This is a genomic window from Pseudomonas sp. JL23, assembly GCF_056933585.1.
The window spans coordinates 3,630,477-3,652,429 of sequence record NZ_CM167795.1 but is presented as its reverse complement, the minus strand read 5'-3'; the positions used below and the strand labels follow the sequence as shown (position 1 = coordinate 3,652,429).

At 57.0% G+C, this 21,953-nt stretch carries 20 protein-coding genes and 1 pseudogene; 9 read left to right on the top strand and 12 right to left on the bottom strand.

Features of this window, described 5'->3' with window-relative positions:
* Positions 1–107 precede the first annotated feature (107 nt).
* From AC1Z24_RS16930 to AC1Z24_RS16900, 7 genes are all read left to right on the top strand, one after another.
* Positions 108–1,220, top strand: a complete 1,113-nt coding sequence (locus tag AC1Z24_RS16930) for an alkene reductase (RefSeq protein ID WP_483741846.1) — start codon at positions 108–110, stop codon at positions 1,218–1,220.
* On the top strand, positions 1,217–1,765 hold the full coding sequence (locus AC1Z24_RS16925; RefSeq protein ID WP_483741845.1) for an ester cyclase: 549 nt from the start codon (positions 1,217–1,219) through the stop codon (positions 1,763–1,765). Before AC1Z24_RS16930 ends, AC1Z24_RS16925 begins: the two co-directional genes overlap by 4 nt.
* 93 nt (positions 1,766–1,858) lie before the next feature.
* Entirely contained in the window at positions 1,859–2,710 is an 852-nt protein-coding gene (locus AC1Z24_RS16920) for an exonuclease/endonuclease/phosphatase family protein (protein ID WP_483741844.1), read from the top strand.
* 175 nt (positions 2,711–2,885) lie between these two features.
* Positions 2,886–3,347: a hypothetical protein gene (locus tag AC1Z24_RS16915; protein ID WP_483741843.1), complete on the top strand. Its 462-nt coding sequence runs from the start codon at positions 2,886–2,888 to the stop codon at positions 3,345–3,347.
* Complete coding sequence (locus tag AC1Z24_RS16910) at positions 3,347–3,781, top strand: hypothetical protein (protein WP_483741842.1); 435 nt, start codon at positions 3,347–3,349, stop codon at positions 3,779–3,781. Before AC1Z24_RS16915 ends, AC1Z24_RS16910 begins: the two co-directional genes overlap by 1 nt.
* 14 nt (positions 3,782–3,795) lie before the next feature.
* The gene (locus AC1Z24_RS16905) at positions 3,796–4,413 is read left to right on the top strand and encodes a hypothetical protein (RefSeq protein ID WP_483741841.1); all 618 of its coding nucleotides are present in this window, start codon (positions 3,796–3,798) and stop codon (positions 4,411–4,413) included.
* A gap of 55 nt (positions 4,414–4,468) precedes the next feature.
* On the top strand, positions 4,469–5,014 hold the full coding sequence (locus tag AC1Z24_RS16900) for a glutathione peroxidase (RefSeq protein ID WP_483741840.1): 546 nt from the start codon (positions 4,469–4,471) through the stop codon (positions 5,012–5,014).
* A gap of 58 nt (positions 5,015–5,072) precedes the next feature.
* Here the strand turns inward: AC1Z24_RS16900 and AC1Z24_RS16895 are convergent.
* The 10 genes and pseudogenes from AC1Z24_RS16895 to AC1Z24_RS16850 form a co-directional block, all read right to left on the bottom strand.
* Positions 5,073–5,360 (bottom strand): annotated as a pseudogene (locus tag AC1Z24_RS16895) (hypothetical protein).
* Complete coding sequence (locus tag AC1Z24_RS16890) at positions 5,356–6,975, bottom strand: asparagine synthase-related protein (RefSeq protein ID WP_483746645.1); 1,620 nt, start codon at positions 6,973–6,975, stop codon at positions 5,356–5,358. The pseudogene AC1Z24_RS16895 and the gene AC1Z24_RS16890 overlap by 5 nt, the downstream one beginning before the upstream one ends.
* A gap of 18 nt (positions 6,976–6,993) precedes the next feature.
* Positions 6,994–7,200: a hypothetical protein gene (locus tag AC1Z24_RS16885; protein ID WP_483741839.1), complete on the bottom strand. Its 207-nt coding sequence runs from the start codon at positions 7,198–7,200 to the stop codon at positions 6,994–6,996.
* 870 nt (positions 7,201–8,070) lie between these two features.
* On the bottom strand, positions 8,071–10,911 hold the full coding sequence (locus AC1Z24_RS16880) for a hypothetical protein (protein ID WP_483741838.1): 2,841 nt from the start codon (positions 10,909–10,911) through the stop codon (positions 8,071–8,073).
* Between the two features lie 420 nt (positions 10,912–11,331).
* Positions 11,332–11,706: a histone-like nucleoid-structuring protein, MvaT/MvaU family gene (locus AC1Z24_RS16875; protein ID WP_483741837.1), complete on the bottom strand. Its 375-nt coding sequence runs from the start codon at positions 11,704–11,706 to the stop codon at positions 11,332–11,334.
* Positions 11,707–12,026: 320 nt separating this feature from the next.
* Positions 12,027–12,263: a hypothetical protein gene (locus AC1Z24_RS16870; RefSeq protein WP_483741836.1), complete on the bottom strand. Its 237-nt coding sequence runs from the start codon at positions 12,261–12,263 to the stop codon at positions 12,027–12,029.
* A 124-nt stretch (positions 12,264–12,387) separates the two neighbouring features.
* Entirely contained in the window at positions 12,388–13,188 is an 801-nt protein-coding gene (gene hpaI / locus AC1Z24_RS16865) for a 4-hydroxy-2-oxoheptanedioate aldolase (RefSeq protein ID WP_483741835.1), read from the bottom strand.
* Positions 13,189–13,222: 34 nt separating this feature from the next.
* Complete coding sequence (locus AC1Z24_RS16860; protein ID WP_483741834.1) at positions 13,223–14,704, bottom strand: NAD-dependent succinate-semialdehyde dehydrogenase; 1,482 nt, start codon at positions 14,702–14,704, stop codon at positions 13,223–13,225.
* Between the two features lie 36 nt (positions 14,705–14,740).
* Positions 14,741–16,282 (bottom strand): UxaA family hydrolase, encoded by a 1,542-nt coding sequence (locus tag AC1Z24_RS16855; protein ID WP_483741833.1) that lies wholly within the window; start codon positions 16,280–16,282, stop codon positions 14,741–14,743.
* Positions 16,283–16,360: 78 nt separating this feature from the next.
* Positions 16,361–17,743, bottom strand: coding sequence for an MFS transporter (locus AC1Z24_RS16850; RefSeq protein WP_483741832.1), 1,383 nt, complete (start codon positions 17,741–17,743; stop codon positions 16,361–16,363).
* Between the two features lie 127 nt (positions 17,744–17,870).
* On the opposite strand from AC1Z24_RS16850, the gene AC1Z24_RS16845 reads away from it, so the two are divergent.
* A complete protein-coding gene (locus AC1Z24_RS16845; RefSeq protein WP_483741831.1) occupies positions 17,871–18,824 on the top strand; it encodes a LysR substrate-binding domain-containing protein in 954 nt (317 codons plus the stop codon).
* Between the two features lie 153 nt (positions 18,825–18,977).
* On the opposite strand, the gene AC1Z24_RS16840 is transcribed toward AC1Z24_RS16845, so the two are convergent.
* Positions 18,978–20,057, bottom strand: coding sequence for a tartrate dehydrogenase (locus tag AC1Z24_RS16840; RefSeq protein ID WP_483741830.1), 1,080 nt, complete (start codon positions 20,055–20,057; stop codon positions 18,978–18,980).
* Positions 20,058–20,165: 108 nt separating this feature from the next.
* Here AC1Z24_RS16840 and AC1Z24_RS16835 point away from each other — a divergent pair, with 108 nt between their 5' ends.
* On the top strand, positions 20,166–21,077 hold the full coding sequence (locus AC1Z24_RS16835; RefSeq protein WP_483741829.1) for a LysR substrate-binding domain-containing protein: 912 nt from the start codon (positions 20,166–20,168) through the stop codon (positions 21,075–21,077).
* A 303-nt stretch (positions 21,078–21,380) separates the two neighbouring features.
* Here AC1Z24_RS16835 and AC1Z24_RS16830 read toward each other — a convergent pair whose 3' ends face one another.
* Positions 21,381–21,881 carry a GNAT family N-acetyltransferase gene (locus AC1Z24_RS16830; RefSeq protein ID WP_483741828.1) on the bottom strand — a complete coding sequence of 167 codons (501 nt, stop codon included), beginning with the start codon at positions 21,879–21,881 and terminating at the stop codon, positions 21,381–21,383.
* Positions 21,882–21,953: the final 72 nt, after the last annotated feature.

Below are 21,953 nucleotides of genomic sequence, written 5' to 3'. Positions count from 1 at the left end.
TATTCCAATATTTTTGAAAATCCATCAAATGTTAGACCAATTATCAATGCGCGTCCCTGGTTACACACTGGCCCCATCAACATTCATTAGCCCAGGAGACCTCGACCATGAACGCATCCAACACATTGTTCAGCCCCGTCGCATTCGCCGGCATCACTGCCTCTCATCGCGTCGTCATGGCGCCCATGACCCGTGCCCGCAGCAGCCAGCCCGGTGACATCCCCAACGCCAGTAACGCCGAGTACTATGCCCAGCGCGCTTCGGCAGCCTTGATCGTTACCGAGGCCGCGCAGATTTCGCCTCAGGGCAAGGGCTACTCATTCACCCCCGGCATCCACAGCGAAGCGCAGGTGCAAGGCTGGCAGGGGATTACCGAAGCTGTGCATGCCAAAGGTGGGCGTATCTTCCTGCAGCTGTGGCATGTCGGGCGTTTGTCCCACCCGGACTTTCATAACGGCGAGTTGCCAGTGGCACCCTCTGCCGAGCCGTTCGAAGGGCAGATCTGGAAAGTTGACCCGGTAACGGGGCAGGGCGGCATGTTCGATTCCCCTACACCCCGCGCACTGAGCCACGCAGAAATCAAACAGGTGGTCGAAGACTTCCGCCAGGCCGCGCGCCGGGCGATGTGCGCAGGTTTTGACGGCGTGGAAATCCACGGCGCCAACGGTTACCTGATCGATCAGTTCCTGCGCACCACCTCCAACACCCGCACTGACGAGTACGGTGGTTCGCGTAGCAATCGCCTGCGCTTTCTTAAGGAAGTGGTCGATGCGGTCAGCGACGAGGTGGGTGCCGAACGTACCGCTATTCGCCTGGCTCCTTTTCTGACGGCGCGTGGCATGGCTTGCCCGGATATCCTGCCGACCATTCTCGAAGCGGCTGAGTACCTGCAAGGCAAGGGCATCGGTTATCTGCACTTGGTAGAGGCGGATTGGGACGATGCGCCAGTCTTTACCGAGTCGTTCCGCCAGGCGATTCGGGCTCGCTTCAGCCGCCCGATCATCGTCGCCGGTAACTACAACCGCGAGCGTGCCGAGTGGGTCATCGGTCAGGGCTATGCCGATCTGGTGGCTTTCGGTCGGCCCTTTGTCAGCAACCCGGACCTGCCATTACGCCTGATGCGAAACCTGCCCCTGGCGCCTCTCGATCACTCGACCCTGTTTGGCGGCAGCGCCAAGGGCTACAGCGATTACCCCGCTGTTACTGTTGGAGAAGCATGATGCGTACATTGATTTCGGGCCTGCTGGCCGCTGCTACATTGACGGCTACCGTCTTGAGTTCGAACGCCATGGCTGCCGAGCCGACGCTGATAACGCCCAAGGTGATCATTGCCGATCCGGGCGCAAAACCCGCACAGGTTGAGGCGCAAACCCTGGCCGCTCGACGCTACGCGACCTTCTGGCAGTCCGGCGATCCGGCCCTGGCGCAAGAAGCACTGGCAGCGGATTTCATGGACCGCGCATTGCCACCGGGCCGCCCTCAAGGTATCGCCGGGCCGTTGGCGGCCTCCAAGGCTTTTCATGGGGCAGTGCCTGACCTGCAATGCGAGATTCAACAAATGATCGTAAGCGGTGATCGCGTGGTATCGCACTTGCGCTTCAGCGGCCACTTCACCGGCAGCTTCAACGGCGTGCAAGGGCAGGGGCAGGCAGTGAACTTCATTGCCACCGACATCTACCGCATCGCCAACGGGCGGATCGCCGAGAACTGGCATCTGGAGGACAACCTGACATTCCTGCAGCAGGTTGGTATCGTCGCGCGTTAGCCTGGCAGACCGACCGTTGCTTTAGACGATTCACTGCTGCTCAAGGAAGATTCTGGGAGCATTACCTGAAGGGGTGAGTGATTGATTCGAAGAGTGCGCATTTTTCTCTCGATCTGCTGCGTTGTGCCTGCGTTGGTCGTTAACGCCCATGCAGCGGACCTTACGGTTGCCTCACTTAACACCCTTCATCTTGGATGGGGCACGTCGCCAGCCACACAAAACAAGTGCGAGCAGATAAAAGGGCTGATGTCGAAAGCCGATGTGCTTTTCTTGCAGGAAGCGATGAGTTCATCTTTGCCCTGCACCGAACTGGGCAGCGACGTGGCTAGTACTTGTTCTGCAGTGAAGGGCGACAATACGTATAGAGAAGCCTATTGCTTTGTATATAAAACCAGCAAAATAACGCCTATAGCCTTCCAGGATGCGCCTGCCGCTTCATTCAGTCGTCCGCCCTACGCAATGCTTGCCAAGGTCAGCGTGGGTACATCAAATCACTATGCATGGTTTGCTGATATTCACTCTATCTTTGGCAATTCACCGAAACTGCGTCAAGCGGAAGCAAACGCAGCAGGCTCATTCTTTAACAGCCTTGCGACAACAACCCACGAAGCAGTTGAAATTCCATCGCAAGGCTTTGCGGTGGTGATCGGTGGTGACTGGAACATGGCAGTCACGAATAAGAAAGACATCTATCAGCCGGGGTTCACATGGGCCGATCCGCAAGCGCATTCCGCACTTGCGCCGTCTGCCTGCCCGAGAAGTGACGCGACCAGCCTGACCGCCAAAGGCGATCCCTCCAGCCCTTATGACCATCTGATCATAACCGGTGTATCCCTGGTGGGAGACGACAACTGTTACCTCACGATGAACAGCCTGTCAGGGCCGGACTGGAGAAAAAACGTTTCAGACCACATGGCTATCTATTGGGGATTGACGTTCAAATGAACAGTTGCATACCTACTCTGGTCAGGCGACACCCAGACCATACCTACAGCGACTGTCGTCCTTTATAAAAGCGGCGCTGGAACGCCTGATCCCCTCGTAAATGCATCGCCCTGAGCAAACAAACCAGCGGCGCTGACTCTGTTACAGTGGCGCTCCTTCATCCGGTATACCCGTCATGACCGTCGACCGATTTAGCCCCGACTACTACTCAAAACCCGTCCAGCCCGTCATCGAAAACAACTCGGGCGAGCGTTCCGGCGTGGTTCCTCAGCAGGCCAGGGGCGCCAGTATGGGGGCGTTATTGTTCGGCGGCGTATGGGCATTGGGCAACAGGGTCTGGTTCGGTGCCTTGAGCTTTCTGGCGGTACTATCACCGTTCATAGCGGAGCGGTATCCGACGCTCAACATCCTGTGCTCGCTGGTGGGCCTGGGTACGTGGTTTTACCTGATAGCGTGCGGGCGCTCATTGGCATGGACACACAAACGCTGGGCCAGTTACGAGGAGTTTGACAAGGTGCAGCGGACTTGGGCGAAGGTTGGCCAAGTGATGCTGATTGTCGGGCTGGTGTTGATGGTGGTGGGTGGTGTGTTGTTCATCATGATGCTGGGCAAGGGGCTCAGCAGGATGAATGGCTGATGTACCTGAAGTCGAAAGTCATCCTTGGCGCAGCATTTTTATTGCTTGCCGATGGTGCCCAGGCAGCAGAGCGGGCAGGGGAGATTACTATCAGCGCAGGTGCCATTGTCGACTGTGTGCCGACGCCTGGCACTGCCGTTATCAAATCGGCGATGCACCTTCGTGACACGACCGAGCCGGCTTATCCCTTGCCCGTAAAGTGTCAGGTTTCACCGGCCCAATCAGTGCCTGCCCAGTCGGCTTTTGTCGGTGAGGTACGCAAAGTTTCAAGGACGCGTTTTGCCATTGTTTGGCAACAGTTGAGCGTTGGAAAGGTCGATGATGCAATCGTTTTTGATAATAATAATGGTGAGTTGATAACCACTGAAGTGCGTGACACGGGGCTCCGGTTGACCTTCATTCGCAGTGTCAGCACTGATCAAGCCAACAAGTGACAGCGGAAACAATGATGAGCAGCGAGTTGAAGACATTCGGGATCAGCTTCGCCAATAGAATCGTTATCCCCGTAATGCTCTTATCGGGGTTAGCGACAATAGGACTTTTGTTGTGCATGCTGCCTCACAAAGGGACGCCAACTTTCGACATATTCCAGGCTTTTCTGGTTTCCTTTTCAACTCTCTGCCTCGCCATAGGCTACCTGATATGGCGGCGCAGACGAGCGAAAGCACTTGTAGCCACCGTCAACCAGAAAGAAGGCCTGAGCCTCGACGATACCCAGTTGCTCGGCTACCCACGCCCGCTGTTCGTCGTCTTTGACCACGCCAGGCAAAAACTCGCTCAATGCCAGAGCGCCACTGGCGACTATCAAGTCCGCGACTTCTCATGGGTAACAAGCTGGCGATGTGAGTGGGTGCAGGTTGAGAGGAGATTCGCGGGCGGTGTTGAGGCTCGAATAGTCAATGCTTCGGGCATGAGCGTCCCGGCCTTCGAGATCAGGCGTGAATTTATCGATTACGCCCTGGTTTTAGAGGTCGCTGATGCAAGCCGTCCAGTGCTGCGTTTTCCGATGAACCGGACCGAAGCAGAGAAATGGTGTGCCCGGTGCAACGTGCTTTTCAAGTGCTGAATACGCTTTAATGTCTGTCACTGGAGACACTACCGATCACTCAAAGGAGATACCCATGACTGCCTCTCTTTACGACATTCCTCTTAAGCAAATCGACGGAACTTCAGCCAGCCTGGGCCAGTACAAAGGAAAAGTCCTGCTGGTGGTCAACGTCGCATCCAAGTGCGGGCTGACGCCACAATACGAAGGTCTGGAAAGCCTTTATCAGAGCAAGAGGGCCGAAGGGCTTGAAGTACTGGGCTTCCCGGCCAACAACTTCAAAGAGCAGGAACCGGGCTCAGATGAAGAAATCCAGTCGTTCTGTTCCACCACCTACGACGTGCATTTTCCGTTGTTTTCCAAGATCTCCGTTGCAGGCGCCGACAGGCATCCGTTGTACACCGAGCTGACCTCAGCCCAGCCAGCCGCGACCGGCGACGGCCCGTTCCGTGAACGCCTCAAGGGCTACGGCATCGAGAGCGGCGAAGGACAGGAAGTGCTGTGGAATTTCGAGAAGTTCCTGGTGGGCCGGGACGGTAAAGTGATTGGCCGGTTTGCCCCGGATGTCGCAGCGGATGACCCACGTTTGACTTCAGCTATCGAGGAGGCCCTGAGCGCCTGATACGGGATGACTGCCTGACGCGCTTGGGCCAAATACCGAACGTCAGGCAGTCCCGGTGCTACATACCTTTCATGCAGTTGCGCACGTCGTCATCAATGACGTTGCCTGGCTTGATGCAGTCTTTAAGCTGTTTCCCGTCCTGCATGCTTTCAAATTCGGCTTTGGCGCGGTTTCTACATTGCTTAGCCAACGCTTTGCCCAGCGGTGACGTGTCGCCTTTGAATGATTCTCAAGTTGCTGCGTTCGCAGTCTGTTGCATCTGTACGACCATGGGCCAAAGGACAGGATCCACAGCCAACACCAGCAGGTGATCGAACAGACTGGCGAGCGCGTAATCCGGTTTAATGGTTGATACCTCTTGTGCATCGAGCCATTTCCAATGACTCAAGTGTTGCCTCAAGCACCACCATGGCGATGAAGTGAATATCCTGGCCGGGTGGACCAACACCCTCTACCCAGGCATTGAATGCGCTATTCGTTGCCAGTTCATCGACCAGGCCAAGCGCAACCAGGCGGGGGACGCGCAAACCGTTTTGCGCTTGTCGACATTGCTTCAACGCCTGAACAGCCACCTTACTGAATGATTCACCAAGTATCGGCTGGGTGACGCAGTCGGGAACATTCCAGCGTATGAGCAGGTCGCGAATCAACCGCCGCTCCTTGCGCCACTCATAAGGCAGTGCATGGCAATAACCGACAATTTCAGGCGTCACCATTAGATGAATAGGCCATAAGCCGTTACGCAGATGCTGTGCGGCAACGGCGGCCAGGGTATCCATGACGCCGCGCTGGGCAAAAAATATCGGCGTGTTCATCATCGTCTCGGTTCTTTGTGCTTGCCGGGAACGGACTGCCGGCATCAGGAATTCGGGCAGTAAGCGCTTACCGCTGCGCTGGGCGATCTGCTCGTCACGGTCAGACAGCTCATCCCAATAGAGACTGACCAGTTCGTCGCCGCCGAAGCCTGAGAGAAAAAGGTCATGGCCGGTATCGGCGGCATCTCTATAAATTCTCTGGAACATGTCGTGATGATGCTCTTCCCACGGCACCATGCGCCCCCGCGATGTTCGACCGTAGTCGCCATCCTGGGGGGCGGCGGCGGGATAGGCGTGATCCTTCAGCGCGAACAGCTCAACGACACTGTTGCGCCGTCGCCGCTGGGCAATCCCTGGCTCGTCATCCATGACCACGCCGAAGGTCGAGGTCTTACGGCCATCGCGGGCACAGGTTGCAGCCATACACGTCGAGTCATAGCCACCACTCAAGGCGCTGGCCATGGGCACCTTGCGATCAGGTACCAGCCGCGCCAGTGCGGCGTTGAGCATTGTCTCCAGCGAGCGCAAGGGGTCGGCATCGGCATCAAGTGCGCGCGGATAAGCTGGCGCAGCAGCCTCGGGCGGATTGAAGGACCATTCGGCACCTGGGCGCCATTGCGCAACGTATCCGGCAGCAACCTGCTTGATCTGGCGGATGACAGTTCTCGTGCCATAAGGTTGCTCGAAGCAACAGATGTAATGCGCAGCGGCATCCCAGTCCAGTTGCGCTTCAACGAACCCATAGAGGTTCAAGGGATCCCAGTCGCAGCGCGCATGATCGGTAATATCGGCGACAAAAACCGGCACGGTCGGCAATCGACTGGCTTCGATACGCACAGACTCGCTGTCCAGTTCGATCCAGAACCAATGCAACTGCCATGAACGGCAGGTTTCTCGCAGGTGTTCGAAGGTGTCATAGCTGTCGTCGGCTATCAATGGCCCATCAGGCAGATGCCTTGGCGCCGCAATGGGGCCAAGGTGCGGGCGCTCGACGATGGCCACGCCCAGCCTGCCATCATGATCCACGGTCGCGAGGACTTCGACCATCGGATGATTGAACGGCTCAATGTGCCCACGAGAACTGACGAGGCGGCCATTGTCCGAAAGCCAGTCGACGGGCTCGCCGTCGACTGGCAGATAGGTCATGCGAAACACGCAGTCGCCTTAATTATTGCGCTTTTGCTTGGCGTCGCCGGTGTTGCCATGCTTGTCGCGGGTTGTCTCGCCAAACAACCGGGTCATACCCAACGTCAGGCTAGAGCGGTGAAGCTCAGGAAGAAAGTCCGTGTCGCAAGAGGCAACGCTTACCACTGTCGGGAAATCAAATACACGAGGTGCTGGAACGTTACTGCGATATTGAATGACATTCATGCTTTTCATCTCCATTGAAAGTGCCCGGCCCGATCGTATGAATGGGCTGTTCAGTCAGGCCACGAGACTTTAGAAGGCTTACATCGGTTGTCAAACCGGCAGGCGTCAAAATGCCATCATTGCGCGATACCGTTTGGTTTGTTGGAAAATGCAGCCTTTCTAGCTCGCTGAATGCACGATGCTTTTTTTAAGAAACAGGGGAGGGGCGAGCAGTAACTTTTTTTGTTTTTTACTGCTGGGCTGATAATCCAGCGTCCGCACTGGCGTTTTTACTCTCTAATGGCCATGAATTTTTTGGGCCAGGCCACATAGCTCTCAAGCAACGCTTCGGTATAAGTCAGCTCTGTGGCCGTAAAATTCGAGGTGCTCTGCCACAGCGAAAATTCCCAGATGTGCGCATTGAGACATTTGGAAACCGTTGGATGGGCGGGAAGATACGCCGTCAACAGAGCGAAGGGCGCAGCTCAGCGTATTCAACCGAATTGGCGCTGAGTACCCAAGCCCTAGTTGAACGATTCACCAGACTGACTGACCTTCGTGACAAACTGAGTTTGTTGACTCCCGCCAGTGGCGGAACGACAACGGTCGGGCAAGCAGGATCGCCTGCGGGTCAAGCGAACGAAAACGCTCAACAAGCCAAAGTCGACGAGCTCAAACAGCTGATCAATGCGGAGCAAGCCGCGATTGACGCTCTCACTAAAACAATAATTCCGGAGGCGGCCTCACCAGATCTATCGTCTAGCGCTTTGCGGTCCTGTGCAAGTGCGGCCAAAGCTTTTGTGGCTCATGCATAATATTCAGCCAAGGCGCAATCTCTCCATTAAAATGGCTGAAGGCGGGACCTGCTGTCCCGTCTTGGGTTTGGGCTGCTCAGCTTTTGGTCTTGATAACCCTTGGTACGAGCACGTTGTGTTCTGCATAGAAATCAAGACCCAGCGCAATAATTCGCTCACTCACCAGCACGGATATCTTTGAAGTGGCGGTCTTGATGTTCTTCAGTTGTAGTTGGCCTGGTCGATTTGAATCACTTTCAGCAGCTACCCATGGACCATCCTTGACGAGTTGGTACATGAATCCGAGCTGTTGATTTTCTACGGCCAATTTTATGCTGAAAACTGGCGTGTCAGGCAAGTACAAAAGTTGTGAATTAACGCTTACATTCGCGTCATTGGATATATCGACCATGGATTCATTTGGCGGGGCGTTATGGGCGATCGTCGGCTTGCTACTTTCTCGGCGCACGTCCACTGCAAGCTGGAGCGCATAGCCTTCGTTGATCGAATAAAAACTCCCGCGCTCTGTCAATACCAGGCGGATTCCTGTTAGGTATCCGTTAACGTCGAGAGGTCTTGTATCCACCATCTTAACCCAATCGTTACGCAACTCACCGCCCAGCATTTTTTGCTCGTATTCGGTAAAAGCCAAGTTTTCACCGAGCTCCTCTGTTGTCCATTTTTGCCCTGCCTTGCGATCGCGATTGACCATTTCCAGGAAGCTGGCTTTTACTTCACGGCCGCCAGTAACTTTGATGGCTGCGGCATCATTGGCGAAATTACCGCTTAGTGGCACAAGGTAGCCTGCATTGATTTTCCATTTTTGCTGCAGGTCAGGGCTATAAGGTTTGGCCAGCAAAAACCGGCTGTTGTCGCTAACGGAAAGTAAAACGTTCAACTCATTGCCACTGTCCAGAGCCATCATGGCAGAGACGATCTGATCGCGTTCATCCAAACGCCACATTTGGTGTGGGCCATTTATGTCAGGCTGTGCAACGATATGGTAGTGCTCGACCGAGCTGAGGTGAGTTTTGCCTTCGGCGCGGTTTATAGACATGACCAGCCCGCCTTCAGCGATGCGCAGCTTGAACCATTTATTTGTTTTAGAGTGCGCTGCTGTTTTGCGCAATGCTTCTGCCAGATAGAGCGGTAATTCAATGAGGTCCCATAGACGGCTGTTTTCACTGATTGACGTACGCTTTCTCAATACTAGTTGTTTGTCATTTTCGGCATCAAGCAGGTAGTCCTTGCCCAATGCGCTATTGATCAACTCGCCTGAGCCCGGATATTCCCAGGTCTGGAAGTCCGATTTTCCAAGCTGACGGATGCTGACCGGGTACTTATCTGCGGTCGGCTCGCCCGTGATTTCCGCCGTCAGTGCAAAAAGGACATCTTTCTGTATGCCGTAGGCTCCCGGGGGCTTGGTCGCAAAACTGACCAACTTGCCGTCTTCGGTCATGCGCCACAGCTGAGCCGGTGAAGTGTCTGGGGAGGGTTTTGTTAGCGCCAGCACTTCACCTTCTATTGGTAACGCTGAGCGCAGTGATACGGCAGCGTCGAATTTCAGGTTCTGGATGCTAAAATAGGCTTCTTTGGCAAGGGATCCGACGGTGTCACCGTACTCGCCATAAAACAGAAAGTAAGCGTCGTCTTCGAACAGGATCGTTCGCTTGGTCCTTTTCTCCGCGTAATTTTTCAGCGTATTCCAGCAACTTTCGGCCAGATCCTCCGGCAGAACGTTGATGCTGGGAATCAGATTTTCCCGCTGCACTGCAGCCCAACGCCTGTAGTCATAGAGCGATTCGGCCCAGACCGCAGCATTCTGCACAACAGTTCCCTCGCCGCCTACCGCATGGAAGGTAAGATTCTGTTCTTCATCAGAGGTCTTGTCGCGTTGCGCGTTTTGTGTCCCATGGTCCCCGCTGATGTTCAACTCTGCATTCTTGGCGGGCGTGCTCAGGCTCACTTTTAGTTCCGCAGCGAAACGCTGAGTGACATTGGATTTGCTTTCATTGGCCTTGAAAACCTTGGTTTCAGTCGCAAACAGGCGACCGCCAACCAGCGTATGGGTCGAGACAAAATGACCAAAGCTGTCCAGTACCTTCTTGAGTTCGGCAAAGCGCTCTTCTTCTTTTTTTGCCATTGCCTTGGCACAGGCTTTCTCGAAATCGGTACTCGCACAAGGTGTCAGGCTGTCAAAAGAGAGTTCAATGCGGGGCAAAAAGAAGTTGGCGGTGATGTAGGTTTTCTTACCGACTGAGCCTGCACTCACCTGGCTTTGCTGGTGATAACTGCCGCTGACACCGACGCCCACGGTGGCTACCATTCCGGTGGCTGCGGCGAGCGAGAACTTGAGATTGGTGACGCCGTTTTTTTGCGTCTGGTGGGTAGCTTCCGATGTAGTGAAATAGTTCTCGAAATAGCCCGAAAAATTTGGCTTGCGATATAGCAGCCTGGCTGCGCGATCTGTAGATTGGCCCTCGCTGGTGGTCTTTTCCGTATCCGGGCGCATCAGCACCTCGCGAAAGCTCAACTCCACCGGGTTAGATAGTCCGTGATCAATGATCACCCCGCGATAAAACCCCACTCGGTCAAGCAAGTCCTCGCGCTGAGCCACGTTCAGATCAAAGAAGTCCTGTGAATCCGTCAGCTGTGCCCCGTGAGCCTTGAGCAGATCAACTATGTCACGTTTAGTGAAGTCCTGGCCTTCATACTCAAGTGATTGCATTTTATCAAAGAGCGCAGTACTGACATCAGGCGCTCCGGCACGCACGGCATTGAGAAGAGTCGTGCGTCTATCTTTGGCTTCTTTCTCTAGTTTTTTGCGTTCGGCCGCGGTTACCTCTTCAGCCTTTTCCAGTTCTATCAGACGCTGGTCGGCCATCAGCTTTTCTACACGTATCTTGATTTGTTCTTCGGTAACGTCGTCCTGACTCATATCGCTACTCCTGATTATTTAAATGCTCGAAGGAATGTTTGGGTAGATATCACAAATACGTGCGTTTGGACGATTTCCTAGTGCAGAGCTTCCTGCATTGCCCTTTCGCCAAATAATCTGAAGGAATTTAAGTAATGTCAATATGCCTTCCGTGCCCTCCACAATCGGGCGAATAGCTTTCTCAGCAGCTCGCACGAGTCCCAGCTTCGGAGGATCATGGACTGTTTCAGATAGCGCGTGGATTGCATGGATGCCCCAACTGCCGCTGATGCAGCCTGGACGATCGATAACGACTATGCCAAATATGGCGTCGTTACCCTTGAAGCCTCAGCGTCCGCACTGCTAGTCGTACGACAAAGAACTCCCAAAGAAAAAGGCCCCATCGGGGCCTTTTAATGTGAGGAAAGCGATGCTTGCGGCTTATGCCTTGAGCCAGGACTCAACAACATCAGCACCATACTCGGCTTTCCACTCTTTCAGCTGCTTGTGATTGCCGCCTTTGGTCTCAATCACTTCGCCGGTGTGCGGGTTGTAGTACTGCTTAATTTGACGTGCACGGCGGGTGCCTTTTTCAGGGGCTTTGATTCCCACGGGGCCACGGTGATTCACTGCACTTGGATCGAGTACGGCAACAACGTCTCGCAGGCTATAGCTGTACTCGGCCAGCAGCTCGCGCAGCTTTTGCTCGAACTCCATTTCGCGTTGCAGACCCGAGTCACCCTTCATTGACTCCAGGGCGGCCAGTTGTTCGGCCAAGTGTTTTTCTAATTCGCGGAATTCAGCCAGTTTGGACATGTGCAGCTCCTGTTGAGAGTGCTCCAGTTTATCGCATTGCTCGATCGGGTGCTCATTCTGGCGGATGAGGGGAGCGGATCGTAGTGATCTTTGAAAAAACATTTCCAACGGGTATGCGGTGGGGCAGGGATGCGCCGCGGCAATTGCCATCCACACCAGGTGGAGCCTGCTGAAACCATAGCCATCACTCACTTCAGTGTCTGTAGCTCTAGACGAGGAGGGGAGTCACCAGGGGATTGACAGACGTCCGATCTGCAGCTTGCTGGACGCGACGGCTGGCTCGGTGAGCAACGCGACACCGGCAAAACTGCCTTCCAGACCTACAACCTGGGGGCTGGCGGTGCCAACACCTTCACCGTGAACACTGCCGCGACTACAGAGAACATCAACGGCGCCTCGAACAGCGTCGTTACTGTCACCGGCAACCTGGAGCTGAACGCGTCCTCCAGCTCCGTCGACGGCGTTGGCATCGCGGCCGGGGGCGGCACCATCACAGGCACGGCCAGCGGGCCCTGCTCACCGTCAGCGCCGCCGAAGCAGACCCCAGTACTATTCACCGATAAATTCATCTCTAGTGAAAAGCGAAACACTGCGACGGGCCGGGTGATATTGCCTCCAAGGCGCGGCGCGGCAGTCACCAACCCTTTGCCACGGCTTGGTGGAATCGCTACCCATGAGTAGTCAGTAGGGTGAGGCGCCGCTAGCTGGGGATGCTGATAAGGTGCCGAGACCGAAGTCGTTTGCCAATCCGCGGGTCGCCCGTGCCAGCAGGGTTAGATCCAGCCCCACTGCGACGAAGCTGGCGCCCAGTTCGAGATAGTGCCGAGCGAGTTTGGCATCGCCTGTCAGCGTGCCGGCGGCTTTGCCACTGGCAACAATGGTGCGTATGGCTTTCTCTATCGCTTGCTGCACGTCAGGGTGCTCAGGATGCCCACGATGCCCCATTGATGCGGCCAGATCAGCCGGCCCGATGAAAATGCCATGCACGCCGTCGACGGCGCAGATGGCTTCAAGGTTCTGGAGTGCAGCCCTGGATTCAGCCTGTACCAACAAACAGACATCATCGTTGGCCGTCTCCAGGTAGTCCCTGTACCCACCCCAACGCGAGGCACGCGCCGCCGCTGCACCGACGCCTCTGGTGCCCTGCGGCGGGTAGCGGGTGGCGGACGCCAGAGCGATGGCTTGCTCGGCGGTATCGACCATGGGTACGAGCAGCGTTTGAACGCCAATGTCGAGCATCTGTTTGATCATCGCCGGATTGCCATCGACGGTGCGTGCCACTGGATGGGCCGCATAAGGCGCAACGGCCTGCAACTGCGCAAGCGTGCTGCGCACGTCGTTTGGTGCGTGCTCACCATCTATCAGCAACCATTGGAAGCCTGCTGTGGCGCAAATTTCGGCGCTGTAGGCATTGGCCAATGAAAGCCAGAGGCCGATGACCTTATCGCCTCGCGAAAGCGCGGTCTTGAACGGATTTCCCATGATTGCCTGTACTCCTCTGTTGTAGTTGTCGGAACTAGTTCAGGCCGCCCTGACACAGGTATTTGATGTGCATGTAGTCCTCCAGGCCGTAGCGTGAACCCTCCCGGCCATACCCAGACTCCTTGACTCCCCCAAACGGGGCGGCCTCTGCGGCGAGAGCACCTTCGTTGATGCCGACGATGCCCGACTCCAGCGCCTCGGCTACGCGCCAGACGCGTTTGACGTCCTGGGTGTAAAAGTAGGCCGCCAGCCCGAATGGAGTGTCGTTGGCCAGTTCGATCACTTGCGCTTCAGTCGTGAAGCGGAAAATGGGTGCAACGGGGCCGAATGTCTCTTCATTGCAGAGTTCCATGAGTGAGCTTGCATGGGTCAACACGGTCGGCGCGTAGTAGTTCGGACCGTCTGCGACAGCGTCGCGGATACGGCGACCGCCGGTGGCGATTTCTGCGCCTTTTGCAACAGCGTCATTCACATGGCGGGCGATCTTGTCGATGGCGCGCGCGTTGATCATCGGACCAATCTGAGAATCGCCGTGGGAAGCTGGCCCAACCTTCAGCGCGCTGACCCTTGCCACCAGCTTTTGAACGAATTGATCGTGAACAGCGCTCTGCACATAGATCCGATTGGGGCACACGCAGGTCTGACCGCCATTGCGAAATTTGGAGACCATGAGGCCATCCACCGCAGCGTCGAGGTCCGCATCGTCAAAAACAATGAATGGGGCATTGCCGCCCAGTTCAAGCGAGCACTTTTTCAAGGTATCGGCTGACATTCGGGCCAGGTGTTTGCCCACTGGCGTCGACCCTGTAAAGGTGATCTTGCGCACCCGTGAATCGGCCAGCCAAGCGTTTACCACTTCGGGTGTACGCTCCCGCGAAGCGGTGACGATGTTCAGCGTTCCTGCCGGAAAGCCTGCTTCCTCAGCCAGACGCACAAGCGCAAGAGACGTCAGAGGAGTGTCTTCGGCGGGCTTGCAGACGACCGTGCAACCGGCCGCCAGTGCCGGCGCGATCTTGCGGGCAATCATCGCCGCCGGAAAATTCCAGGGCGTGATCGCAGCGACCACGCCAACGGGTTCCTTGATAGCCGTCATGCGGCGACCCGCGACCGGTGCCGGGATCACATCGCCGTATGAGCGCGTCGCTTCCTCGGCAAACCACTCGACATAGCTGGCGGCGTAGACCACTTCGCCACGCCCCTCTGCCAGTGGTTTTCCCTGCTCCAGCGAGATCAGCCTGCCCAGATCTTCCTGGTGCTCCAGAATCAGATCGTTCCAGCGTTTGATCAATTGCGCGCGCTGTTTGGCAGGCGTGGCACGCCAGGCGGCAAAGGCCGAATGCGCGGCATCGACAGCTTCACGGGCGTCAATGGCGTTGCTGTCGGGCACTTGGGCAATGTAGCTGTCGTCGGCCGGGTTAGTGACAGTCAGCAGCGCCTCCGGATCTCTGGTGGCCCAACGACCACCGATGAAATTCTGCGTTCTAATCAGGTCAGTGCGGGTCAGTTTCAGATTCATGACGAGGTTCCTTGAATGTGTGCAAAACGGGTTGGGTCAGCTGACGATACCCAGGTGCCAGGGCACGAACTCGTGGTCCCCAAGCCCCAACAATTCGCTCTTGGTCGAGGCCCCTGAAGCAGCCTCCAGAATGTGCTCAAAGATGCGCTCACCCATCTGCTCGACCGACAGCTCACCGTCCAGAATGAGGCCGCAATTGATGTCCATGTCTTCTTCCAGACGGGTGAACATCGGGGTATTGCTGGCGAGTTTGAGGGTTGGCGCCGGTTTGCTCCCGAACATCGAGCCCCGGCCCGTGGTAAAGCAGATGAGGTTGGCACCGCTGGCGATTTGACCGGTAGCGGCGACAGGGTCGTAGCCCGGTGAATCCATGAACACGAACCCGGCCTTGTCAATCGGCTCGGCGTACTCGTACACCGCCTGCAGTGGTGTCGTGCCGCCTTTCATGGCAGACCCCAGCGACTTTTCAAAAATATTGGCCAGACCGCCTGCCTGATTACCGGGCCCTACGACGCCATTGAACTGCCCGTTCTGACCGCGCGTGTATTCTTCCCACCAGGCCAGGCGGTCCAGTAGCTTCTGGCCCACCTCGGCACTGATCGCACGTCGCGTCAGCATGAACTCCACACCGTGGATTTCGGGTGTTTCAGACAGAATGGCCGTGCCGCCATGACGCACGAGAATATCCATCGCAGCCCCCAATGCCGGGTTGGCGGTGATGCCTGAAAAGCCATCGGAACCGCCGCATTCCAGGCCGATCTTCAAGTGCGCGGCACTGACCGGGACACGCTTGACAGCGTTGGCTTCGGGCAGCATCGCTTCGATCGCCGCAATGCCTTGAGCGATGGTTGCACGCGTGCCGCCGGTATCCTGCATCACAAACGTGCGCAGATTGCGATCGGGTACCAAGTGCTGAGAGTCGACGAGGCTGGCCACCTGGTTTCGCTCGCAACCCAGCCCGACGATCAGTACAGCCGCCAGATTGGGATGGCGGGCGTACCCGGCGATGGTGCGCTGCAGCACGTCGAAATGCTGACTGGGGGACGACATGCCGCACCCGCTTGTCTGGGCGAACGCGACGACGCCATCGACATTCGGGTAGGCGGCGAGCCGATCGGGGGTGAAGTGTTCGGCGATCTTCTTGATCACGCTCGATGAGCAGTTCACCGACGACAGGAGCCCGATGAAGTTGCGCGTGGCTACCCGGCCGTCTGCTCGCACAATACCCATGAAGGTCGCGCGTTTATCAGGTGCGACGTAGTCCACCGGGCGCACATCCTCGCAGAAGCCTGGGTCCCGGTCGAAATCGATGAGCGCGATGTTGTGGGAGTGAACGTGCTCGCCCTTGATGATATTGCGCGAAGCGACACCGATGATCGTGTCGTACTTGCGCACGGGCTCACCGGACATGATGTCCTGCGCTGCGATCTTGTGCCCGGCCGGCACTTGCGCCCGGATGCGTACGCCCAGTTCAGGCAACTCGTCTCCAAGGCCGATCAATTGGCGAGCGACGAGGACGTTGTCATTGGCATGCAGACGTATCAGTCTGTGAGTGGCATGAGTCGTGGTAGTCGTCATAAAACAATCCTGGCATCCAGATTACGGCGGCGGAGAAGTTGAAACGCAGGCGTCATCCCGGCGTTAGCGCTTCAGGCTTTAGCGGCTATAGGGTTCATTCGGTAACTGCGAGGCGTCGGGGGCGTGCTCAGGCCTGGTCGGCGTGGACGCGACGATGGGTTCGACCTTCTTCAGCAGCAGGGCGTAGTTCAGGATGCCCAGCATTCCGAGCACCGCCGAGAAGACGAGAGCCATTTTGAACGAGCCGGTCGAGGCAACGATGAATCCGGTAATCATCGGTCCCAGTACGCCGCCGAAGTTGGCCACCATGTTTTGCAATCCGGCTACGGTGGACGTCATGTTTTTCGGCGCGACGTCACCTGGCAGCGCCCAGACTTGCGAAGCTGCGACGGTGGTGCCAGCCTTTGCGATGCACAGCAGCAGGACAGTGAGCCCGACCGACGTGGTCAACGGAGCCAGACCGATACACAGCGCCATCGAAAGACCCACGATAAGAAACAGTTTGCGTGTCGCGGTCAGCGACAGGCGCCCGCTATGGACCACCCTGTCGGAAAGCCATCCGGCAGCGATCTCGGCGAAGAGGCCGCAAATCAGCGGAAGCGAAGCGACCATACCCATCTTGAGCAAGCCCATTCCCTGTTCCTTCACAAGGTAGGTGGGCAGCCAGGTGATGAAGAAATACGAGATGTAGTTGATCGTGAAAAAGCCCAGGCACATTGCCCAAATATTGCGGTGCTTGAGCAGTTCGTACCATTTCATCGAAATCGTGGTATCGACACCGTGCTGCTGCGCTTGCCCACCCCTGATGTATTCCACCTCGGCGGTGTTGGCGCTTCTGTGTTTCTCCGGCGTGTCCGAGAAATACCACCACCAGATCAGGCTCCAGACCAGGCCGGTCAGGCCCACGATCACAAACGTCATTCGCCAGTCGAATGCCATCATCAACGTCACAATGAGCGGCATCGCCACGGCACCGCCGAATTTCGAGGCGCTGTCAAAAAGCCCGGAAATAGTTGCCCGCTCCTTGTCCGGGAACCATTTGGAGGCGATCCCTGCGTTGGCCGGATAAGCGCCGGCTTCACCGACGCCGAGTGCCACTCGCAGGCCAACCAGAGAGGCAAAGCCTGTTGCAAGTCCTGTCGCCGCCGTGGCGAGCGACCATGAGCCTACGGCAATCCCAAGCCCCATTTTTTGCCCGAATTTGTCTGCCACCCAGCCAGCAGGGATTTGCAGCAGTGCGTAGGACCAGAAGAACGCAGACAAAACGATGCCCATCATCTCGGGGGTCAGGCTGAACTCCTTGATGAGCTCGGGTGCTGCGACTGAGAGAACGGTGCGATCGATGTAGTTGATGGCGATGGCAAACCACATCAGACCTGCCACAACCCAACGGGCATTGGATTTCTTGCCTTGATTCACCACGGCGTCATTTAACGGTTTTGCGGTCATTGGAGTGCGCATTGCTTGTCTCCGATCATTGTTTTTGTTCTTCGATACTGACTGGCCGCTACATTGCTGAACAATGAATAAGCAGACATACTTCATAACCTTTTTGACATCTAAGCTTCTTCTGCCGGAGATAAAGCGGGTGAGCGACATCGATAGAGTTTTGCGCTCCAACCTTAAACTCAAGCATCTGCAGCTCGTCGTTGCGCTGGATGAATTTCGTCATCTGGGGCGGTCAGCGGAATTTTTGTCACTTACCCAGCCGGCAGTCAGCAAGTCGCTGGCGGAAATCGAAAAGATGTTCGGGCTTGAGTTATTCATCCGCTCAACCCGGGGGACCCGGCCTACCGCCTACGGCGAGCAAGTTGTCCGGTTTGCGCGTTCGGTGCTGGTGGATTTTGACCGTACGTGTGACGACATCGCGTCAGTCGCCAGCGGCGGATCCGGTCGTATCCGTGTCGGCGCAATGGTCGTCGCCACGCCTGGATTGCTGGTAGGGGCGGTCAGTCGCCTCAAGCTCAGCTCGCCACACACGACGGTGTCGATCGAGGAAGGTGATCTCACGCGCCTGTTGCCGAGGCTGCGCACAGGCGAACTGGATTTCATCGTGGGTCGGCTGGAGCCGGGCTACAGTGCTCCGGACCTCGAAACGGAGGCGTTATATACCGACTCCATGCGCGTCGTCGTCGCCGCCGATCATCCACTGGCCACAGTGGCCCGACCCACTTGGCATCATCTGGCGAAGCTTCCCTGGGTAGTTCCCCCGGCGTGGGCATCCTCGCGAATCAAGCTCAATCAGATGTTCTACAAGCACACGCTGCAACCCCCGGCGGACATCATCGAAACCTCGTCCTTTTTGGTGACTATGACGTTTATGAGGAAAAGAAGCTGCGTCTGCTTCGTCGCCAGTAAAGTCGCGCATTACCTCGAGTCCGTAGGCCTGGGTCATACCTTGCCGCTGGAGGTGCCGATCGAGTTACCGCCGGTGGGCATCATTCTGCTACGTAACGGGCTGAGAACCCCCGTGGCAGGCACCCTCATCGAGGCTCTGCACGAACAGGCGATGGATATCAGGGCCGAGACCGCGCCTGAGTGAATGCACAGGCGACGGCTGTAACGAGGGGGCGAGAATCTGATGGTCATCGCAAGGCTCGCAAGCGCCGAGGGATGCCCGCACGATGCCAGACCTGCGCGCAGCAATCTCCCGGATCACCTGACGGGAACGGGAGATTGCACACTGTGCTCGGCTTCAGACCGCCGCAGCGATAGCCTTGCCCAGCGACTCAGTGTTGCCGGTGCCACCGATGTCGGCGGTCAAGGGAGCATTCTCCGGGCCCATCGCCAGTACGGTTTCGATCGCGGTCAGCACTGCGGCGCCTGCTTCCGGATGGCCAAGGTGTTCGAGCATCATTGCACCGCACCAGATCTGCCCGATCGGGTTGGCGATGCCTTTTCCGGCAATATCGGGCGCTGAACCATGCACCGGCTCGAACAGACTCGGGAAGTTGCGCTCCGGGTTGATGTTGGCCGAGGGGGCGATGCCGATCGTGCCGGTGCAGGCAGGACCCAGGTCGGAAAGGATGTCGCCGAACAGGTTGCTTGCCACCACCACGTCGAACCAGTCAGGGTGCAGGACGAAGTTCGCCGTTAGAATATCGATGTGGTACTTGTCGACCTTGACGTCGGGATACTTGTTGCCCATTTGCGCGACGCGCTCATCCCAGTAGGGCATGGTGATCGCGATACCATTGGATTTGGTGGCCGAGGTCAGGTGCTTCTTCGGACGGCTTTGCGCCAGGTCATAGGCGAACTTGAGGATACGGTCGACCCCGACGCGGGTCATCACGGTTTCCTGCAGCACGATCTCGCGATCGGTGCCGGGGAACATCTTGCCGCCGACACTGGAATACTCGCCTTCGGTGTTCTCGCGCACCACCCAGAAATCAATGTCGCCGGGCTTGCGGTTCGCCAGTGGGGCCTTCACGCCGGGCATGAGACGGCAAGGGCGCAGGTTGACGTACTGGTCGAATTCACGACGGAACTGCAGCAGCGAATCCCACAAAGAAATGTGGTCAGGCACCACGTCCGGCCAGCCCACGGCACCGAAGTAGATCGCGTCGTAGCCCTTGAGGGTGTCGAACCAGTCGTCCGGCATCATCTTGCCGTGAGCCAGGTAGTAATCGGCGCTGGCGAAGTCGAACCAGTCCCATTGCAGTTGCAGATTGAACCGGGCAGCCACGGCGTCGAGCACACGTACGCCTTCGGGCATCACTTCCTTGCCAATGCCGTCGCCGGGGATCACTGCAATTTTGTACTGGGTTTTGCTCATGGATTCGACTCCTGGGTTGATTGGGGCATGGATCTCAGTGTATGCAGTGTCTTTGAATTAATAATTAGTCTTGATGGAAAGCCATTCTTAATTTTCAGGAAAGAATTCATGAGCATGATCGATGACCTGAGTTTCTTTCAGCAGGTCGCTACGCGCGGTAGCCTTACGGAAGTGGCACGCCATCTGGGACTGTCGCTGCCTGCCGTGAGCAAACGCCTCAGCCAACTTGAGGCCAGGCTCGGGGTGCAGTTGTTACAGCGCACCACACGTCGATTGTCGCTGACCCCCGAAGGGGTGCTTTACCTGGAGGGAAGTCGCCCGATTCTGCGCCAGCTCGAGGAACTGGAGAACGCGCTCAACAGCCGTCAGCCTACCTTGCAAGGCCGGCTGCGGATCAATGGCACGCTGGGTTTCGGGCGGCAGCACCTCGCACCTGTGGTATCGAGCTTCGCCCGGCTGCACCCGGAACTTGAGATTTCTCTGGAGCTGACCAGCCAGCCACTGAGCATGCTGGACGATCAATTCGATATCGGCGTGTGCATGGGCGAGCCGCCGGACTCTCGGTTGATCGGCATTCGGCTGCTGGAAAATCCGCGCATTCTCTGCGCCTCTGCGGGATACCTTGAAGCTGCGCCTGAACTGACGCGTGTGGCAGACCTGGCGCAGCATAACTGCATCGTTCTGCGACAGTTCGGTAGCGACTATGCGATCTGGCGCTTCAGGAAGGATGGCCAAGAATATTCGCACAAGGTCAGCGGGACACTGTCGAGTAATGATGGCGAGGTTGCGTTAAGCATGGCGCTTGACGGGCATGGAGTGATACTGCGGTCGCGCTGGGATGTTCAGCAACATCTCGAAAGTGGTCGCCTGCAGGCGCTACTGACCGATCACCAGGCACCAAAGGCTGACATTTTTGCGGTGTATCAGCACCGGCGGCATATCCCCCGGCGCATCTCGGTCTTCGCCCGTTACCTTACGCAGGCGCTGGCGGAACGCTTGCCGTTCGCGCCCTTTAAGTGAGCGACGACAGGTGCGACGTGTCGGGCCGGATGTGATGCTGCTTTATGCATAACGTCAAGTCATGGCCTATATGACTGATCGTGAATTGCCCTGGTCCGTCCCCAAGGGGCGGCTATCGGAAGCCCGGACCAGGACCACTGCCAGACAGCTCCAGCCACCTTCGTAGTCGCCGGTGTTCATATGCTTGACCCAGCGTGCACCAACCAGGGCATCCAGCTCGGCCTCGATACGGGGCACATCAAAACTGAATGGCAGTTTCAGGTATCGGCAAGGGTAGGGGAGCGTTTGCCTGGCTCCGGCTCTTTATGCCGTTGCCGTGTCGAACACCTGTGCCTGCCAGCGCATATGCTCGGCTATCTCGTCACTGGCGAAGGGGCTGAAACCCATTGACCGGTACAAGCGCTGTGCGCCAGGGTTATTGAATTGTACGCGCAGCTCCAGTGGCACCTTTGCTGCAACGGCCTGTTGCTGTGCCCAGCGCAACAGCGTGCTACCGGCGCCTTGTGAACGATGCGAGGCGAGGACGCTGATATCGACGATGTGCAAGCGCTGATCGTTGGCATCCAGTACCAGCCGGGCAATGGCCTGTCCGTCTTGCCACAGGAGCAGGTGACGGGCATTGGGGTAATGGCTGCGATGGCCGTTGTCGTGAATCTGCTGTTGCAGAGTGATCAGGACATCAATGGCGGGATCGTCACCCAGGCAGGTCAAGTCACTGCGAACGCTGCGATACAAGGCATCGAGAAACGCTTGATCGGCGGGCGTGACCTCGCGCAGGTCAGGCGCGCAGTAGGGATCGGACATGGCTGAAGCTCCATGGAACTGTTGGCAGTGCGACGATTATCGGCCTGGCGCGGCCGAAATTCGTCACGTTGG